The following is a 17,694-nucleotide window of genomic DNA, read 5'->3' as shown; positions in this document are numbered from 1 at the left end:
CCCCTTCTCGGTGCTTGTCTGACGGGGGTCAGATTAGCTGGCTCCCCGGTGCCGGATGATGGGGGCATGAACGACGACGTGGCACGGATCCTGGCAGCGGCCGCCCACGGGGAGTTCCCCCCGCCGGACGGAGCGACGACGGTGGTGCCCCAGCCGGGGCCCCGGGACGCGGGAGTGCTCGCCTTCACGGCCCATTCGGTGGTCTTCACGGACGCCGACCCCGAGTGGGTGCGGGCCGAGCTGGCCGCCACGTCCGCCGACCCGCTGGCGGCGAGCATGAACCCGGCCTTCCTGCTGGCGCTGATGGCCCGCACCGGCCGCCGCATGAACACGATCGACCTGCTCACGGTCGCCGACGCGCTGCCGGGCCCGCCCCCGCTGGAGCTCCGTGAGATCGACGACCCCTCGCATCCCCGGGTGGCGCGGGCCCTGAAGTACCGCGACGACGTCCGGGTGTGGGCGGCGGACGGCGGGGTCCTGATCCTGGGCCGGGGTGTCGCGGGCCGCTGGGAGGCGGCCATAGAGGTGGACGAGGAGGTGCGCCACCGGGGCCTGGGCCGGGCCCTGGCGACGGCCGCCCGCCACCTCACCCCGGGCGACGTGGTGTGGGCCCAGCAGGCTCCGGGCAACGCCCGCAGCGTCCGCGTCTTCCAGGCGGCCGGCTACCGCCCGGTGGCCTCGGAGGCGCTCCTGACGGCCGTCTGACCGGCCCGGCCCCCGGCCGGCCGACCGCCGACCCCGACCCCGACCCGACCCGACCCGGCCCCGACACGCCGACCCCGACCGCCGACCCCGACCCGGCCCGCCCCGGCCCCGGCCCGCTACCGGAAGATGCCGGTGTGGCCGAGGGAGTAGCGGCCGGGCTGGGGGTAGACGGCGAGGCCGTGGGGGCCGCTGCCGACGGGGATGCGGGCGAGCTGCTTCCCCGTCGTGGTGTCGATCGCGTAGACCTCGGAGTCGTAGCGTCCGGCGAGCCACAGGACCTTGCCGTCGGCGGAGACGCCGCCCATGTCGGGGGAGCCGCCGTCCGGGAGCCACCACTTCTTGGTGAGCTTGTTCTGCCCGAAGTCGAAGACGGAGACCGAGCCCTCCCCGCGGTTGGAGACGTACATCTCGCGCGAGTCCCGGCTGATGTAGAGGCCGTGGCAGCCCTTGCCGGTGGGGAGCAGGGTGGGGGTGGTGAACTTCTCGCCGTCCAGGACCCACATGCCGTGGGCCATCATGTCGGCGATGTAGAAGGTCTTGCCGTCGGGGGAGATCTTCACGTCCTGCGGCATGGCGCCGTCGAAGGGCAGTTTCTGCTGGCCGATCACCTCCATCTTCTCGGTGTCGACCTTGAGGAGTTCGCCGGAGAACTCGCAGGAGACGACGAAGTAGCGTCCGTCGGCGGAGAAGTCGGCGTGGTTGACGCCGTAGCAGCTGACCGGGACGGACTTCTTCCGTTCCATGGTGTGCGGGTCGCGGAAGACGAGTTCGCGGTCGAGCGAGGCCATCACGATGGCGTACTTGCCGTTCGGCGTGAAGTAGAGGTTGTACGGGTCGTGGACCTCGACGGGCTTGCCGGCGATGCCGGTGGCGGGGTCGATGGGGGTGAGCGTGTGGCCCCGGTTGTTGTTGACCCACAGGGTCTTCATGTCCCAGGAGGGGACGACGTGCTGGGGCTGGACGCCGACCGGGATGGTCTCGACGACCTGGTAGGTCGTGGGGTCGATGACGGAGACCGTGTTGGAGTTGGTGTTGGGGACGTAGACCCGGGAGGGGAAGTTCCGCACCACCGGGGAGAGCTGGTTCGGCCGGTCGGCGGCGTAGACGTCGTGGGCGTCGAGCGGGGGAGGCATCCCCGGCAGTCCGGCGGGGGCGGCGGCCGGCTTGGGCACGGCGGGGGCGGCCTTCTTCACGGGGGTGGCGCCCTCGGGGTGGTGGGCGCTGCCGCAGCCGGCGAGGCCGGCGAGGAGGGCGGCGGCGAGGAGGGTGCGTGTTCTCTTCGTGACGTGTGCCATCAGCTCAGCAGCTCCGTGGTGGTGACCGCGCTCAGGCCGCGGCGGTCGAGGTCGGCGAGGAGGAGGGGCAGCGCGGCGGCGGTGTCGGGGTAGCCGAAGTGGAGGCTGACGACGGATCCGGCGCGGACCGGCCCGGTGACGTTGCGGACGACGGCCGCGGCGCCGGGTGAGGTGAAGTCGAGGGAGTCGACGTCGTACGAGAGGACGTGCGGGTATCCGGCGCGGCGGGCGGCGCGCAGGACGGCGGGGCCGGCGTGCTGGGTGCGGGAGGGGCGGAACCAGGTGCCGACGGAGCCGGTGAGCCGGCGCAGCCGGGCGGCGCAGGCCTCGATCTCGGTGAGAGCCTCGGCCTCGGTCATGGCGTTGATGTCGATGTGGCGCTGGGTGTGGTTGCCGAGGTCGTGGCCGCCGTCGAGGACGCGGCGGGCCAGGGCGGGGTGTTCGTCGAGCCAGCTGCCGACGGCGAGGACGGTGACGCGGGCGCCGGCCTTCTCCGCCTCGGTGAGGAGCCGGGTGGCGAGGGCGGGGTCTCCCTGGCCGTGGAAGGTGAGGGCGACCCGGGGCCGGTCGCGCGGGCCGTGGGCGATCTCGTCCGGCTGTCCGGGGAAGCGCCGGGGGGCCGGGGCTGCGGCGGGCGCGGGGGCGGGGCTGCGCCCGGCGGCGGGGGCGGGGCGGGGGTCCGTGCCGCAGGCGGTGGCGAGGGCTCCCGCGAGGGCGGCGGCCGCGCCCGCCCGGAGGGCTCCTCGGCGGTCGGTCGGCTTCACGCGACCATTTAAGGGGGATTGCGCCCGATTGGTCATGATTAGGCCAATTCAGGACGTTTACGGGCGCGCGCAGGGCGTCCAGCATGCGGACGACCCCGGGAAACAATCGATGAACCGCATAGCCATTCACTATTTACAAGGCGAGTGCTGCACGTCACCAACGATTCACTGTTGAACTGTCCGTTTTTGACCCACCTTGCCCCGGTAGGGACTTTTGGCGGCAAGGCCACCTGTCTGCCATAGTCGGAGACACGACCCCCATTGACCCGGGCCAGGTCGACATAGCGGCCGTGGATACACCCCCCCGTCCACGGCGCACCACACGAAAGCCCCCACGCGCCTCACCACGGCGCACGGGGGCTTCCGTGCGTCCGGGGCCACGGGGATCAGGGGCGGTCCGCGACCCGCATCTCGAACCACGTCGTCTTGCCGCGGGGCGCCAGGTCGACGCCCCAGCGGTCCGCGAGCTTGTCGACCAGGAAGAGCCCCCGTCCGCTGATGTCGAGCTCGTGCACCGGCATCAGACAGGGCAGTCCGCGCGAGGGGTCGCGCACCTCGATCCGGATCCAGCCGCGGCGCCGCTGTAACCGGAGGGCGAAGACCCGGGCGCCGGTGTGCCGGACGGCGTTCCCGACGAGCTCGGAGACGAGGAGCACCGCGTGCTCGGCGATCTGCGGGCCCAGCCCCCACTGCCGGAGCACCACGTGCTGGGTGAGCCTGCGGGCCACCCACGCGGACTCGGGGCGGGACGGCAGCCGGACGTCCTCATCGGCGGGGTTGCCGTACAACTCCACCTGTTCGGCGGCCTGTTCGTCATCCGCGGCCGGTGACCACCGCGGCGCGGCGGCGCTCGCGCGCTGCCGCGGTTGTTCCCTACCCTCCAGGCCCGACATGCCCCCCATCATGGCCGCACGGAGCGGTCCGCGGGGGCCGTTCCGGTGGAATCGGCCCCCACTCGTGAAGGAACGTCACCCGTCCCGTGAAGGATCACCGTCCGCCCCGTGAGGGAGCGTCAGGCGAACTTCGCCTTGCCCGGGCCCTCCTCGACGAAGCTGCGCATCCCCCGCTCGCGGTCCTCGGTGGCGAACAGTCCGGCGAACCAGGTGCGCTCGATGGCGAGACCGGTGTCGATGTCGGCCTCGAGACCCTGGTCGATCGCCTCCTTCGCGGCCCGCAGGGCGACCGCCGGGCCCTGCGCGAGCTTCGCGGCCCAGGCGTGCGCCTGCTCGTACACCTCGGCGGCCGGGACGACCCGGTCGACCAGGCCGAGCGTGAGGGCCTCGTCGGCCTTCACCATCCGGCCGGTGAAGATGAGGTCCTTGGCCTTGGAGGGGCCGACGAGACGGGACAGGCGCTGGGTGCCGCCCGCGCCGGGGATCAGGCCGAGGAGGATCTCCGGCTGGCCCAGCTTGGCGTTGTCGGCGGCGATCCGGTAGTCGGCGCAGAGCGCCAGCTCGCAGCCGCCGCCGAGCGCGTAGCCGGTGATCGCGGCGACGACCGGCTTGGGGATGCGGGCGACGGCGGTGAAGGAGTCCTGGAGGGCGCGCGAGCGCTTGACCATGGCCACGTGGTCCATGACCTGCATCTCCTTGATGTCCGCGCCGGCCGCGAACACCTTCTCGCCGCCGTACAGGACAACGGCCCGCACGTCGTCGCGGTCGGTCGCCTCCTGGGCCAGCTCGCGCAGCCGGTCCTGGGTGGCGACGTCCAGGGCGTTCATCGGGGGGCGGTCGAGGCGGATCGTGCCGACGCCTTCGGCGACTTCGAGGTTCACAGTCATGGGGAAAGGTTAGTGTCCGTTAACGCCGACGGGCCCGGTGCTGTTGCTCACAGCACCGGGCCCGCACTCAGTCGCGTACGACTAGGCGATCCACTCCGACCAGTCCATGTTCCAGCCGTTGAGGCCGTTCTCCGGGGTGATCTGCTTGTCCTTGGAGTTCTTCACGACCACGACGTCGCCGATGATCGAGCTGTCGTAGAACCAGGCCGCCGGCATCGAGCTGTCGCCCGCACCCCGCGCGTCCTGCAGACCGACGCAGCCGTGGCTGACGTTCGCCGAGCCGAAGGTGGAGGAAGAGGCCCAGTAGTTGCCGTGGACGAAGGTGCCCGAGTTCGACAGACGCATCGCGTGCGGCACGTCCTTGATGTCGTACTCGCCGCCGAAGCCGACCGTGGCCCCGTTCATGCGGGTCACCTTGTACTTCTCGCTGATGACCATCTGACCGTTGTACGTGGTCGTGGACGGCGCGCCCGCGGTGATCGGCAGCGTCTTGATGATCTTGCCGTCGCGCTCGATCCTCATCGTCTTGGCGCTCGCGTCGACGGTGGAGACCTGGCGGCGGCCGATGGTGAAGGAGATCGTCTTCTTCTGCTTGCCGTAGACGCCCGGGCGGCCCTCGACGCCGTCCAGGTTCAGCGCGACCGTCACCTTGGTGCCGGCGGCCCAGTAGTCCTTGGGACGGAAGTCGAGGCGGTCGTTGCCGAACCAGTGGCCCTCGATGTCGACGGCCGGGACGGCCGTCACCTTGATGGCCTTCTCGACGGCCTCGGGGTCGGTGATGCCCCGGGTGAAGTTGATGGACACCGGCATGCCGACGCCGACGGTCGAACCGTCCTCGGGCGTGTACTGGCCGATGAAGGTGTTCTTCGGGACGAGCGTGGTGAAGGTGGTGTCCTTCGCCGACTCGCGGCCGTCGGCGTCCTTCGCGATCGCGTGGACCTTGTACTGCGTGGCCGCGGACAGGTGCGCGGTCGGCGACCAGCTCGCGCCGTCCGCGGCGAGCTTGCCCTCGACCTCGGCGCCCTTGGAGTCGGCGACCGTGACCGTGGTCAGCTTGCCCTGCTCGGCGGTGACCTTGAGGACCCCGCTGGTGGCGACCGAGTCGGCGCCGTCCTTCGGAAGGATCGTCACGACCGCCTGGGAGGCCGCGTTCTCCTGCTTGCCGCCGCCCTGGGCCGCCGGCGCCTGGCCCCCCGCACCCCCGCCGCCGGTGGCGGTCTCGCCGCCGCCGCAGGCGGTCAGCACCAGGAGCATCGCCCCCGCCGTCAGGGCCTGCAGCGTGACGCCCCCGCGCCGCCGCCGCCCGCTCTTGACCGATGCCCCCGATATCGGCTGCCCGTTCACTGTGGTCGTCTCCCCTCGCACGGCCTGGCTGCGCCACGGCCCCACCCCCGTGCGCATCCATCCGCGCACACAGCGCTAGATAATCACACCGCAGGACACGAAAGTTCTTCGTGAATGTCACCGTTCCGTCCCGATCGGCGTGCTAGGGGGGGGTGTCTTGTCGATCAGGCCGGATCAGGGAGCGGCGTCTGGTGCCGTGCATCGCAAGGCGGAGGAGGGAGGCAACGCGGAGCGTTGTCGACCGACGACAACGCGGCGAGGCGCGGCACCAGACGCCGCGAGCCCGGCCTGATCGGCAAGACACCCCCTAGGGCCCCCGGGGACGTGCGCGGGCGGACGCGCCGGGATCAGCGCAGCGCGGAGCCCGCCTTCCACCCGCTCCAGTCCAGGTTCCAGCCGCCGAGGCCGTTGTCGGGGGCGACCTCCTTGTCGCGGGAGTTGACCACCTCCACCACGTCGCCGATGAGCGTCCGGTCGAAGAACCAGCCCGCCGGCGAGGTCGCGCTGCCGCCCTTCTCGTCCCGTAGGCCCACGCAGCCGTGGCTGACGTTCGCGGAGCCGAAGGTGGACGCGTCGGCCCAGTAGTTGCCGTGCAGGAAGGTGCCCGAGTCGGTCAGGCGGATCGCGTGCGGCACGTCCTTGATGTCGTACTCGCCGCCGAAGCCGACCGTCCTGCCGTCCATCCGCGTCACGTCGTACAGCTCGGTGACGACCATCTTCCCGTTGTACGTGGTGGTCTTCGGCGCGCCCGCGGTGATCGGCACGGTGGCGAGGACCTCGCCGTTCCTGCGGACCTCCATGGTGTGCTCCGCGGCGTCGACCAGGGACATCTGGGAGCGCCCGACGGTGAACCCGACCGTCTTGCGCTGGATGCCGTACACCCCGGGCGCCCCCTCGACGTCCCGCAGACCGAGCTCGACGGTGACCTCGGTGCCGGGCCGCCAGTACGCGGCGGGACGGAAGTCGAGCCGCTCCTTGCCGAACCAGTGGCCTACGACCTCCACCGGTGGGTCCGAGGTGACGCGGATGGCGCGCTCGACCTCGGCCCGGTTCTCGATCGGCATGTTGAAACCGAAGGAGACGATCATGCCGGTGCCGACCGTGGAACGGTTCTCCGGCTTGAAGTAGCCGATGAAGCGGGACTCGGGGACCACCGTGGTGAAGGTGGTGTGCCGGGCCGAGCGGCGCCCGTGCCCGTCGAGCGCGACGGCGTCCACGCTGTACTTGGCGGCCAGCGCGAGGCGTGTGTCCGGCCGGGGCCGCCAGCGCAGCCCGTCCGTCGAGATCTCCCCCGCGACCTCGGCCCGCCGGCCGTCCTCGACCTGGGCGACGGTGACCCGTTCGAGCCGCCCGCTGTCCACCCGCACCTCGACCGGCCCGTCCGACGGCACCGCCCGGCTGCCGTCCTCCGGACTCACCCGGATGACATCGCCCGGGGCCCGCGCCGTGCCCGGCAGGCCGATCCCGTCGCCCCTTCCACCACCCCCGCCGCCGTCCGCTCCAAAGCAGCCCGCGAGCCCCGCCGCCAGCCCCGCCGTCAGTCCCGCCGCCACGAGGGCGCGCCTCGCCCGCTTCCATACAAGTCTCACGCTCGGCCCAACGACAGCCACCCTCCAGGGGAAACGTGCGTGCGGGTCATGTTGGGAGGACGGCCGTGCGGGCAGAACAGGGGGAGAACCACGCGCGGGAGCGGCGGCCGGGACGCCGCCGCTTCCCCGGGTGCGGGCCCGACGAGCCGCGGGAGGCCGGGACGGTGGCGAGCGCAGCCGAGCAGGAGGCGGTACCGGAGCATGCCCTGAAGCGGGCCGGGCCACCGGTGTGGCCCGGGGCGCCGACCCCGCTGGGAGCCCGCTGCCGGGTCGGCCCCGACGGGGTGACGGGCACCAACTTCGCCCTGTGGGCGGGCGGTGCGGAGGCCGTGGAGCTGTGCCTCTTCGACGACTCCGGGACGGAGACGCGGCTCCCGCTGACCGAGCTCACGCACGAGATCTGGCACGGCTTCGTGCCGGGCGTCGGACCGGGGCAGCGGTACGGCTACCGGGTGCACGGCCGCTGGGACCCGTGGACGGGCGCCCGGTGGAACCCGGCGAAGCTGCTCCTCGACCCGTACGCGCGGGCCGTCGACGGCGACTTCGCGGCGCTGCCCCCGGAGGCGTACGGACACGTCCGGGACTGGCCGCAGCAGCACGTGGCCGACACCGTCCGCGACGACCGGGACTCCGCCCCGTACGTCCCGAAGGGCGTCGTCGTCCATGACGACGACGACTGGTCCGACGACCGCAGGCCCAAGACGCCCTGGCAGGACTCCGTCATCTACGAACTGCACGTCAAGGGATTCACCCGGCTGCACCCGGGCATCCCCGAGCACCTGCGGGGCACGTACGCCGGGCTCGCGCACCCCGCCGCGATCGACCACCTGGTCCGGCTCGGCGTGACCGCGGTCGAACTGCTCCCCGTGCACCAGTTCGCGCACGAGGACCACCTGCTGCGGCGCGGGCTGCGCAACTACTGGGGCTACAACTCCCTCGGCTACTTCGCCCCGCACGCCGGCTACTCCTCCTCGGGGACCGCCGGGCAGCAGGTCGGCGAGTTCAAGCGGATGGTGCGGGCGCTGCACGCGGCCGGGATCGAGGTCATCCTCGACGTCGTCTACAACCACACCGCGGAGGCGGGCGAGCTGGGCCCCACCCTCTCCCTGAAGGGCATCGACAACCGCGGCTACTACCGGCTCCAGTCCGACGCCCGCCGCTACGCCGACTACACCGGCTGCGGCAACACCCTGCACGTCGTGCAGCCGCAGGTCCTCCGCCTCATCACCGACTCCCTGCGGTACTGGGTGACCGAGATGGGCGTGGACGGCTTCCGCTTCGACCTGGCGGCGGCGCTGGCCCGCTCGATGCACGACGTCGACATGCTCTCCCCCTTCCTGGCGGTCATCGCCCAGGACCCGGTCCTGCGCCGCGTGAAGCTCATCGCGGAACCCTGGGACGTGGGCAACGGCGGCTATCAGGTGGGGGCCTTCCCGCCGCTCTGGACCGAGTGGAACGACCGCTACCGGGACGCCGTGCGGGACTTCTGGCGCGGGGCGCTGCCCGACGTACGGGACCTCGGCTACCGGCTGTCCGGCTCCAGCGACCTGTACGCCTGGGGCGGGCGCCGCCCGTACGCCTCCGTCAACTTCGTCACCGCCCACGACGGCTTCACCCTCCGCGACCTCGTCACGTACGAGCGCAAGCACAACGAGGCCAACGGCGAGGGCAACCGGGACGGCACCCACGACAACCGCTCCTGGAACTGCGGGACGGAGGGCGAGACCGACGACCCCGCGATCAACGCGCTGCGCCTGCGCCAGCAGCGCAACCTCCTCACCACCCTGCTCCTGTCCACCGGGGTCCCCATGCTCGTCGCCGGCGACGAGACCGGCCGCACGCAGGGCGGCAACAACAACGCGTACTGCCAGGACAACGAGCTCAGCTGGCTCGACTGGTCGCTGCCGGACGACCCGGGCCGGGGCGGCCTCCTCGCCCTGACCCGCCGGCTCCTCGCACTGCGCCACCGCCACCCCGTCCTGCGCCGCCGGGCCTTCTTCTCCGGCCGGCCGCAGGGCGCGGACGGGCTGCGGGACCTGGCCTGGTTCACCGCCGAGGGCGCCGAGATGACGGAACGCGACTGGTACGCGCCGACGGCCACGCTCGGCCTCTACCTGTCGGGCCGGGACATCCCGGGCCGGGACGAGCGGGGCGAGCAGATCACCGACGACAGCTTCCTCGCGGTCCTGCACGCGGGCTCCCGCCCCCTGGAGTTCCGCCTCCCGGGCCCGCCCTGGGCGGAGACGTACGAACTCGTCGTCGACACGGCGAGGGAGGACCAGTCGGAGGCACCGGCCACGTCGCACCCGGGCGGCGGGACGATCACGGTGGGGGCGCGGTCGATGGTGCTGCTACGGGTGAGGGCGTAGCCCTGCGTCGTGGCCGGCGCCCCCCGTTGTGGGCGGTGCCCACCCCGTTGTGGGCCGGCGCCCACCCCCGTTGTGGGCATGCGTTCCGCCGGGGCGATGGGGGTCCCCCCTGCTCGAGCGAAGCCGAGAGCTTGGGGGAGGGTGGGCACAACGGAACGGCGCCCCTGCCGGCGCCCGAGGCTTACGCGCCCGGACCCGCACCCGTTGCGCACCGAGCAAGGGGTGCGGGTCCAGGCCCAGGGAGCGGAGGCGCCGCACAGGGCGCCGTCCCGTGTGCCCACCCGTCCCGCCCAGCGGGACGATTGCCCACACGGCAGCGGGCGAAGGCCCACACGGGCAGCGGGCGACGGGCACGCGCATGGCAGCGGGCGACGGGCACCGCCCGCCAGGGCGCGGGTCCCACGCGACGGCGGGGCACCGCCAGGGCGCGGGCCCGGGCGACAGGCACCGCCCGGCGCGGGCGCACGCGGCGGTGCGGCCCACACGGGCAGCGGGCGCGGGACCACGCGACGGCGCGGCCGCGGGCTGGTTCTTCAGGGGCCGCCCAGGATTCCTCGGTCGTAGGCCGTGGCGACGGCCGACGCGCGGTCGTTCACGCCGAGCTTCGCGTAGATGTGGGTGAGGTGCGTCTTCACCGTCGCCTCGCTGATGAACAGCTCCGCCGCGATCGCCCGGTTCGCCGTGCCCTTCGCGACGAGGGCGAGGATCTCGCCCTCCCGGGCGGAGAGCGCGGCGCCGGCAGCGGCCGGCGCGCGGACGGCGGTGACGAGCCGGGAGGCGACGGCCGGGGAGAGGACCGTGCGGCCCTCGGCGGCGGCCCGTACCGCCGCGAACAGCTCCTCGCGGGGCGCGTCCTTCAGGAGGTAGCCGGTGGCGCCGGCCTCGATCGCCGGGAGGGTGTCGGTGTCGGTGTCGTACGTGGTGAGGACGAGGACCCGGGAGCGGGCGCCGCGCCGGCCGAGCTCGGCGATCGCGTCCACTCCGCCGCCGCCGGGCATGCGCAGGTCCATGAGGACGACGTCGGGGTCGAGTTCCAGGGCGAGTTCGACGCCGTGGACGCCGTCGGGGGCTTCGCCGAGGACGCGGAAGCCGGAGCCCTCGGCGTCGAACATGCCGCGCAGGCCGTCCCTTACGACGGGGTGGTCGTCGACGATGAGGAGCGTGATGTCGGTCATGGCCCGCCCAACGGTACGCGAGCGGAGATCGCCGTGCCCTCGCCGGGCGCGGTCTCCACGGCGACCGTGCCGGCGAGGCGCTCGGCGCGGGCCCGCATGCCGTCGAGTCCGAACCCGCCGCCGTCGCCCCGGCGTTCGCGGCGGGCGAGGGGATCGAAGCCGCGGCCGTCGTCCCGTACGTCGAGGGTGATCTCGTCGCCCATGTAGGAGAGGGTGACGCCGGCCCGGGCGGCCCCGGAGTGGCGCGCGGCGTTGGACAGGGCCTCCTGGGCGATCCGCAGCAGGGTCGCGGCGACCTCGTCGTGCAGCGGCGCCTCGGTGCCGGTCACGGTGAACCGGGTGTCGACACCGGTGCGTTCGGCCCAGTCGGCGACCGTCTTGCGGAGGGCCTCCGGGAGCTCGTCGTGCTCCAGGGCGACCGGGCCGAGGTTCCGCACGGACCGGCGGGCCTCGCCGAGGCTGTGCCGGGCGAGGTCCGCGGCCCGGCGCAGGTGTGCCTCGGCGCGCTCCCCGTCGGGCGCGGCGGACGCCGCCTGGAGCTGGGTGACGATCCCGGTGAGGCCCTGGGCGATGGTGTCGTGGATCTCGGCGGCGAGCCGGCGCCGCTCGTCGGCGACCCCGGCCTCGCGGGCCTGGAGGAGGAGTTGGGCCTGGAGGGTCGAGTTCTCGGCGAGGGCCTGTTCGAGGCGGGTGTTGGTGCGGCCGAGTTCGGCGATGGTGGCGGCCCGCTCGGCGGCCTTCTCGGCGTCCTTCTCGGCGAGGTGGGAGAAGCCGAGGGAGAGGACGCCGTTGAGGCCGAGGAGGCCGCCGAAGGCGAGCCACTGGACGAGGGAGGTGGGCGGCAGGCCGCCGGACTGGGAGCCGGCCATGGTGACGGCGGTGACGAGGATCCCGGCGTGGGAGAGGCGGCGCGGCAGCAGCTGGACGGCGTCGAAGTAGCCGACGCAGGCGTAGATCGCGAAGAACGGGTTGAGCCAGGTGAGGGCGAACGCGATCCCGGTGCGGACGGCGAAGTGGGTGACGGAGGCGGGCCCGGGAGCGCCCGGCACGAGCACGAGCGCGGCCCCGGGGGTGCCGTCGTCCCATCCGGAGGCCGCGACGATCCGCGCGCACCGCACGTGCCACACCACCTGGAGGAGGAGGGCCGCCCCGACCAGCGCGGCGGCGGTCACCCGCTCCGTACGGTCCATGAACAGGTCCGCCGACCCCACGGCGATCACGGTGGCGACGCCGAGCAGTCCGTACGGTCCCCAGCGGAAGAACTGCCGCCAGCGTTCCTCGACGGTGGTGGGCACCCCGCCGCCCCCTCTCTACTCCCAGCGGAACCAGCGCACCGCGGCACCGGTCAGCGCGGCCGTCCACAGGGCCATCACCCCGAGCGCGGCCCAGCCGGGCCAGCCGCCCGCGGCGGCCGCGTCGAGGGCCTCGGACGCGGCGCCCAGCGGGGTGAACCCGACGATCCGCTGCAGCGTATCGGGCATGGACTGGACCGGGACCCAGACGCCGGCCGTGAACATGGAGGGGAAGAAGACGGCCGAGCCGACGGCGGTGGCGATCTTCTGGGTCCGGGACACCGCGCACACGGCCGCGCCGAGGGCCAGGACGCCGGCGACGGCGAGCAGCAGGGCGAGCGCGTATCCCGCGAGGTTCTCCGGCAGGGCGACGCCGAAGGCGAGCCGGCCCACCGTGATCGCGAGCAGCGCGGAGACGAGCGCGGCGGCGCCGTGCAGCACGAGCTGGGCGGTGAGCAGCGTCCCGGGCCGGACGGGGGTGGTGGACATCCGGCGGAGGATGCCGCGTTCGCGGTAGGCGGCGAGGACCGGGGGCATGGCCTGGAGCCCGGACATGATCAGTGCGAAGAGCACGGACACGGGGACGTACACGTCGATGACCCGGCGCCCCCCGAGGTCCTCGGACGCCTCCCGGAAGGAGGGGATCAGGCCGAGGATCACGAGCAGCACCGTGGGCGAGATCATCACCCAGAACAGGGCGCCGGGTTCACGGCCGAAGAGGCGGAACTCGGTGCGCAGGACGGTCACGGCGGGGCTTGAGGTGCTCATCGGTCGGTTCCCGTCAGGTCGAGGTAGGCGTCGTCGAGGGTGGCGTCGGCGACCCGCAGCTGGCCGGCCATGACGCCCTCGCGGGCGAGGAGGGAGACGAAGGAGGCGACGGTCTCCTCCGTGCCGGCGACGACCGTCCGGCCGTCCGCCGTCGTGACGGACACCGCGCCGGGCAGGGCGCGCAGTGCCTCCGGGTCGAGCGGGGTGTCCGCGTCGAAGGAGATCTCCCTGGCGGCCGAGGCGCGCCCGATCAGCCCGTCCGGGGTGTCGAGCGCGGCGATCCGCCCGCGGTCGAGGACGGCGATCCGGTCGCAGAGCCGCTGCGCCTCCTCCATGAAGTGCGTGACGAGCAGCACGGTCACCCCGGAGTCCCGGAGGGACTCCACGAGCGACCACACCTCGCGGCGGGCCCGCGGGTCGAGGCCGGTGGTGAGTTCGTCGAGGACGACGACCCGGGGGTCGCCGAGGAGCGCGAGGGCGATGAACAGGCGCTGCTTCTGCCCCCCGGACAGCTTCCCGAACCGGGTCCGCAGGTGCGGGAGGAGCCCGAGCCGCTCGGCGAGCTCCTGCCGGTCGGCGGGCCGCTCGTAGAAGGAGGCGTACAGGTCGAACGCCTCGCGGACGGTCAGCTTGGCCTGGAGTTCGCTCTCCTGGAGCTGCACCCCGAGCACCCGGGTGAGCTCGTCGCGCCGGGTGCCGGGGTCGTACCCGCACACCCGGACCGTCCCGGCGTCGGGGGTCCGCAGTCCCTCGACGCATTCCACCGTGGTGGTCTTGCCGGCGCCGTTGGGGCCGAGGATCCCGAAGATCTCCCCCTCGCCGACCTCGAACGAAACCCCGTCGACGACCTTCCGGCCGCCGTACGTCTTGTGCAGTCCCCGCACCTCGATCGCTGTCATGTCCCCAGCCTGCCGAGCGGGCGCGTTCCCGCCCATCGGCCATCGCGCTCGAACCGGCATCAACCGATCGGCTGATGCCGGGGTACGACCGAAAACCGGATGAGCCGCGACAGGCGTGAACCGTATGGTCGGACCTGATGCCCGAGAAACCGAAGCCCCCGCGCCCCGACCGGTCGACAGTCCGCGTCCTGCTCCGCCTCTGGCCGTACGTGCGGCCCGTCCGGGGCCGGCTGTTCACGGCCGCGATCGTCGCGATCGTCGCGTCCTGTCTGTCGCTGGTGATCCCGCTCGTCCTGAAGTGGCTGGTGGACGGCCCCGTCGCGGACCGGGACCCGGGGGGCGTGTGGCTCGGGGCGCTGTACCTGCTGCTCCTCGGGATCACCGAGGCCGTCCTGTTCGGCTACCGCCGCTGGCTGGTGGCGCGCCCGCTGTCCTCCGTGGAGGCCCGGATGCGCGCCGACCTGTACGGCAGGCTCCAGCGCCTGCCGATCGCCTTCCACGACCGCTGGGCGTCCGGACAGCTGCTCTCGCGCGGTACGACGGACCTGATGCTGGTCCGCATGTTCCTGGCCTTCCCGCTGACCTTCCTCCTGGTCAACGCCGTGACGATCCTCGCCGGTTACGTCCTCCTGATGGCCCAGGACTGGTCCCTGGGCCTGCTGCTGCTCACGCCCGTGCTCCCCCTGGTGCTCGTGTCCAACCTCTTCGAGCGGCGGTACGGGGCGGTGGCGCGCACCGCGCAGGACCAGGTCGGCGACCTGACGACGGTCGTCGAGGAGAGCGTCCTCGGCATCCGGATCGTGAAGGGCTTCGGCCGGCACCGCAGCCAGGCGCGGGCGTTCCGCGAACTCGCCGGACAGCTGCGCGGCACGGAACTGGCCAAGGCCCGGCTGCTCGCCATGATCTGGGCGGTCATCACCGCCGTACCGGAACTGGCCATCGGCGCGGCCCTCGTGCTGGGCACGGTGCAGGTCGCCGACGGGGACCTGTCGGCGGGCACCCTCGTCGCGTTCCTGTCGACGGCCCTGGCACTGCGCTGGCCGGTCGAGTCGATCGGCTTCCTGCTCGCGATGAGCCAGGAGGCGGCCACCGCGACGGAACGCTACTTCGAGGTGATGGACGCGGCGGAGGAGCCGGAGACGGCCGGGATCGCCGGGACCGGCGGCACCCCCGACGGGGTCCGCTTCGAGAACGTCACCTTCCGCTACCCGGACGCCCCCGACGGGACACCGCCCGTCCTGGACGGCATCGACCTGCACATCCGCCCCGGCGAGACCCTGGCCCTGGTCGGCGGCACGGGCTCCGGCAAGACGACGCTCACGGCCCTCGTCCCGCGCCTGCACGAGGCGACGGCCGGCCGCATCCTCCTCGACGGCGAGGACATCGCCCTCATGGAACGGCAGAGGCTCCGCGCCCTCGTCTCGATGGCCTTCGAGGAGCCGACGCTGTTCTCGGCGAGCGTCGGCGAGAACGTCCTGATGGGCGCGGAGGGAGCCGGCGACCCGGAACTCCGCCGCGCCCTGGACGTCGCCCAGGCGGACGGCTTCGTGGACCGGCTCCCGGACGGCACGGCGACCCAGGTCGGCGAGCAGGGCCTCAGCCTGTCGGGCGGCCAGCGCCAGCGCCTCGCCCTGGCCCGCGCGGTGGTCGGCCGGCCCCGGTTCCTGGTCCTGGACGACCCGCTCTCGGCGCTCGACGTCCACACGGAGGCCCGGGTCGAGGCGGCCCTGCGCGAGGTGCTCCGGGAGACGACGGCCCTGGTCGTGGCGCACCGCCCGTCGACGGTGATGCTCGCCGACCGGGTCGCGCTGCTCTCGCGGGGCAGGATCACGGCCGTGGGCACCCATCAGGAACTGCTGCGCTCCAGCACCGAGTACGCCTGGCTGATGTCCGGCGAAGGGACCGAGAACCGATGACGGACACCCCGGCCGACCCCTTCGACCGCGACGACCTCCCGGCGCCCCGGGGAGCGACGGGCGCCCTGCTCGGCTCCCTGCTGCGCACCCACCGCTCCCGTCTCGTGATCGCGGCCCTGATCCTGCTGCTCCGGGAGGCGGCGCTCCAGGCGGGACCGCTGCTCGTCGCGTACGCCATCGACCGGGGGGTCCCGGCGTTCCGCGCCGGTGACCACGGCCCGGTGATCGCCGTGGCGCTCGGCTACCTGCTCTGCGCGAGCCTCTCGGGCGTCCTGCAGTACGCGTTCGTGCGCGGCGCGGCCAGGATCAACCAGGACGTGCTGCTGGATCTGCGCGGCAGGATCTTCCGCCACGCGCAGCTCCTGAGCGTCGACTTCCACGAGCGGTACACCTCGGGCCGGCTGATCTCCCGCTCGACCACGGACGTCGAGTCGCTGCGCGAACTGCTCCAGGAGGGCCTCCAGGAGCTGATCGGCGTGGTCCTCTCCTTCGCGTCGATCTCCCTGATCCTCCTCTGGCTCGACCGGGGCATCGGAGCGGTGGCGGTGGCCAGCTTCCTCCCGCTGTACCTCCTCGTCCGCGTCTACCAGGCACGCGCGGGCAGGGTGTACGCGGCGCGTTCCACGGCGATCGCGGGCGTGATCGTGAAGTTCGCGGAGACGATGAACGGCATCCGCCCGGTCCGCGCGTTCCGCCGCGAACGGGCCAACGACGCCGAGTTCGCGAGGCTGAACCACCGCCACGAGCGCAGCAACGGCGACGCCCTCCTCGAAATGGCCCGTTACGTGGTCGGCTCCCGCCTGGTGGCGAACACGGCGGTCGCCGGCATGTGCCTGTGGGGTGCGTACCGCGTGGCGGCGGGATCGCTCGAACTGGGCGTCCTCGCGGCGGCGGTGCTCTACATGCGCCGCCTGTACGACCCGATCGACCGCCTCGGCATGTTCCTGAACTCGTACGAGTCGGCCGCGGCGTCCCTCGCCAAGATCGCCGGCCTCCTCGCGCAGGAACCGGGGGTCCCGGAGACCACCGCGCCCAAGGAGCTGCCGCCCCGCTCGGGCGGTCGCGCGATCACCTTCTCCGGCGTCGGCTTCGGCTACCGGACGGGCGGCGAGGTCCTGCCCGCGTTCGACCTGACGATCCCGGCGGGCCAGACGGTGGCGGTCGTGGGCGCGACGGGCGCGGGCAAGTCGACCCTGGCGAAGCTCCTGGCCCGCTTCTACGACCCGACCGCGGGCCGCGTGGAGCTGGACGGTGTGGACCTCCGCGACCTCACCACTCCCGACCTGCGGCGCAGCGTGGTGATGGTGACGCAGGAGGCCTTCCTGTTCTCGGGCACGGTCGCGGACAACATCGCGATCGGCCGCCCGGACGCGACGCGCGCGGAGATCGAGAACGCGGCGAAGGCGATCGGGGCGCACGACTTCATCACCACGCTCCCGGACGGCTACGACACGGACGTCCGCAAGCGCGGCGGCCGCATCTCGGCCGGCCAGCGCCAGCTGGTGGCCTTCGCCCGCGCGCTCCTGGCGGACCCGGCGGTCCTGATCCTGGACGAGGCCACGAGCTCCCTCGACGTGCCGGGGGAACGGGCGGTGCAGCGGGCGATGGACACGGTCCTGGCGGGCCGTACGGCGGTGGTGATCGCCCACCGCCTGTCCACGGTCGAGGTGGCGGACCGGGTCCTGGTGATGGAGGCGGGCCGGATCGTCGAGGACGGCCACCCGTCGGCCCTGGTGCAGGGCGACGGCCACTACGCGGGCCTGCACCAGGCCTGGCGGGACAGCCTGGTGGGGTGAGG

The 17,694-nt window shown here is 73.1% G+C and carries 14 protein-coding genes; 4 read left to right on the top strand and 10 right to left on the bottom strand.

The genetic code is table 11. The features are described 5' to 3' along the window. Positions 1–66 precede the first annotated feature (66 nt). Entirely contained in the window at positions 67–705 is a 639-nt protein-coding gene (locus ACN9MM_RS27205) for a GNAT family N-acetyltransferase (protein WP_361736020.1), read from the top strand. Between the two features lie 116 nt (positions 706–821). On the opposite strand, the gene ACN9MM_RS27200 is transcribed toward ACN9MM_RS27205, so the two are convergent. From ACN9MM_RS27200 to ACN9MM_RS27175, 6 genes are all read right to left on the bottom strand, one after another. Then, entirely contained in the window at positions 822–2,000 is a 1,179-nt protein-coding gene (locus ACN9MM_RS27200; protein ID WP_426366249.1) for a YncE family protein, read from the bottom strand. Then, a complete protein-coding gene (locus ACN9MM_RS27195) occupies positions 2,000–2,764 on the bottom strand; it encodes a polysaccharide deacetylase family protein (RefSeq protein ID WP_426366247.1) in 765 nt (254 codons plus the stop codon). The genes ACN9MM_RS27200 and ACN9MM_RS27195 overlap by 1 nt, the downstream gene beginning before the upstream one ends. Before the next feature lie 386 nt (positions 2,765–3,150). Continuing rightward, positions 3,151–3,657 carry an ATP-binding protein gene (locus ACN9MM_RS27190; RefSeq protein WP_382870010.1) on the bottom strand — a complete coding sequence of 169 codons (507 nt, stop codon included), beginning with the start codon at positions 3,655–3,657 and terminating at the stop codon, positions 3,151–3,153. Positions 3,658–3,776: 119 nt separating this feature from the next. Next, positions 3,777–4,544, bottom strand: a complete 768-nt coding sequence (locus tag ACN9MM_RS27185; protein ID WP_376515348.1) for an enoyl-CoA hydratase/isomerase family protein — start codon at positions 4,542–4,544, stop codon at positions 3,777–3,779. A gap of 81 nt (positions 4,545–4,625) precedes the next feature. Then, complete coding sequence (locus ACN9MM_RS27180; protein WP_426366245.1) at positions 4,626–5,888, bottom strand: L,D-transpeptidase; 1,263 nt, start codon at positions 5,886–5,888, stop codon at positions 4,626–4,628. Positions 5,889–6,235: 347 nt separating this feature from the next. Continuing rightward, positions 6,236–7,477, bottom strand: a complete 1,242-nt coding sequence (locus ACN9MM_RS27175) for an Ig-like domain-containing protein (RefSeq protein ID WP_426366243.1) — start codon at positions 7,475–7,477, stop codon at positions 6,236–6,238. 164 nt (positions 7,478–7,641) lie between these two features. On the opposite strand from ACN9MM_RS27175, the gene glgX reads away from it, so the two are divergent. Next, entirely contained in the window at positions 7,642–9,846 is a 2,205-nt protein-coding gene (gene glgX, locus ACN9MM_RS27170) for a glycogen debranching protein GlgX (protein WP_426368839.1), read from the top strand. A 533-nt stretch (positions 9,847–10,379) separates the two neighbouring features. Here glgX and ACN9MM_RS27165 read toward each other — a convergent pair. From ACN9MM_RS27165 to ACN9MM_RS27150, 4 genes are read right to left on the bottom strand one after another with little or no spacing between them, the layout of a single operon-like run. Beyond that, positions 10,380–11,021, bottom strand: coding sequence for a response regulator (locus tag ACN9MM_RS27165; protein ID WP_426366242.1), 642 nt, complete (start codon positions 11,019–11,021; stop codon positions 10,380–10,382). After that, positions 11,018–12,316, bottom strand: a complete 1,299-nt coding sequence (locus ACN9MM_RS27160) for a sensor histidine kinase (protein WP_426366240.1) — start codon at positions 12,314–12,316, stop codon at positions 11,018–11,020. Before ACN9MM_RS27160 ends, ACN9MM_RS27165 begins: the two co-directional genes overlap by 4 nt. A gap of 15 nt (positions 12,317–12,331) precedes the next feature. Then, entirely contained in the window at positions 12,332–13,081 is a 750-nt protein-coding gene (locus ACN9MM_RS27155; RefSeq protein WP_426366239.1) for an ABC transporter permease, read from the bottom strand. Next, positions 13,078–13,980 (bottom strand): ABC transporter ATP-binding protein, encoded by a 903-nt coding sequence (locus ACN9MM_RS27150; RefSeq protein ID WP_426366238.1) that lies wholly within the window; start codon positions 13,978–13,980, stop codon positions 13,078–13,080. Before ACN9MM_RS27150 ends, ACN9MM_RS27155 begins: the two co-directional genes overlap by 4 nt. A gap of 137 nt (positions 13,981–14,117) precedes the next feature. On the opposite strand from ACN9MM_RS27150, the gene ACN9MM_RS27145 reads away from it, so the two are divergent. After that, a complete protein-coding gene (locus tag ACN9MM_RS27145; RefSeq protein ID WP_426366237.1) occupies positions 14,118–15,896 on the top strand; it encodes an ABC transporter ATP-binding protein in 1,779 nt (592 codons plus the stop codon). Continuing rightward, positions 15,893–17,692, top strand: a complete 1,800-nt coding sequence (locus ACN9MM_RS27140; RefSeq protein ID WP_426366235.1) for an ABC transporter ATP-binding protein — start codon at positions 15,893–15,895, stop codon at positions 17,690–17,692. The genes ACN9MM_RS27145 and ACN9MM_RS27140 overlap by 4 nt, the downstream gene beginning before the upstream one ends. The last annotated feature ends 2 nt before the right edge of the window (positions 17,693–17,694 follow it).

Source organism: Streptomyces sp. E-08 (assembly GCF_049913095.1).
GTDB lineage: Bacteria > Actinomycetota > Actinomycetes > Streptomycetales > Streptomycetaceae > Streptomyces.
The sequence above is the reverse complement of the archived record's forward strand: the minus strand, read 5'-3'. Positions and strand labels throughout refer to the sequence as shown.

Excerpts from the sequence above, each read along its gene's own strand:
- ACN9MM_RS27205 (WP_361736020.1), top strand. The coding sequence starts at position 67 with ATGAACGACGACGTGGCACGGATCCTGGCAGCGGCCGCCCACGGGGAG.
- ACN9MM_RS27200 (WP_426366249.1), bottom strand. The coding sequence starts at position 2,000 with ATGGCACACGTCACGAAGAGAACACGCACCCTCCTCGCCGCCGCCCTC.
- ACN9MM_RS27190 (WP_382870010.1), bottom strand. The coding sequence starts at position 3,657 with ATGTCGGGCCTGGAGGGTAGGGAACAACCGCGGCAGCGCGCGAGCGCC.
- ACN9MM_RS27185 (WP_376515348.1), bottom strand. The coding sequence starts at position 4,544 with ATGACTGTGAACCTCGAAGTCGCCGAAGGCGTCGGCACGATCCGCCTC.
- ACN9MM_RS27165 (WP_426366242.1), bottom strand. The coding sequence starts at position 11,021 with ATGACCGACATCACGCTCCTCATCGTCGACGACCACCCCGTCGTAAGG.
- ACN9MM_RS27155 (WP_426366239.1), bottom strand. The coding sequence starts at position 13,081 with ATGAGCACCTCAAGCCCCGCCGTGACCGTCCTGCGCACCGAGTTCCGC.
- ACN9MM_RS27150 (WP_426366238.1), bottom strand. The coding sequence starts at position 13,980 with ATGACAGCGATCGAGGTGCGGGGACTGCACAAGACGTACGGCGGCCGG.
- ACN9MM_RS27145 (WP_426366237.1), top strand. The coding sequence starts at position 14,118 with ATGCCCGAGAAACCGAAGCCCCCGCGCCCCGACCGGTCGACAGTCCGC.
- ACN9MM_RS27140 (WP_426366235.1), top strand. The coding sequence starts at position 15,893 with ATGACGGACACCCCGGCCGACCCCTTCGACCGCGACGACCTCCCGGCG.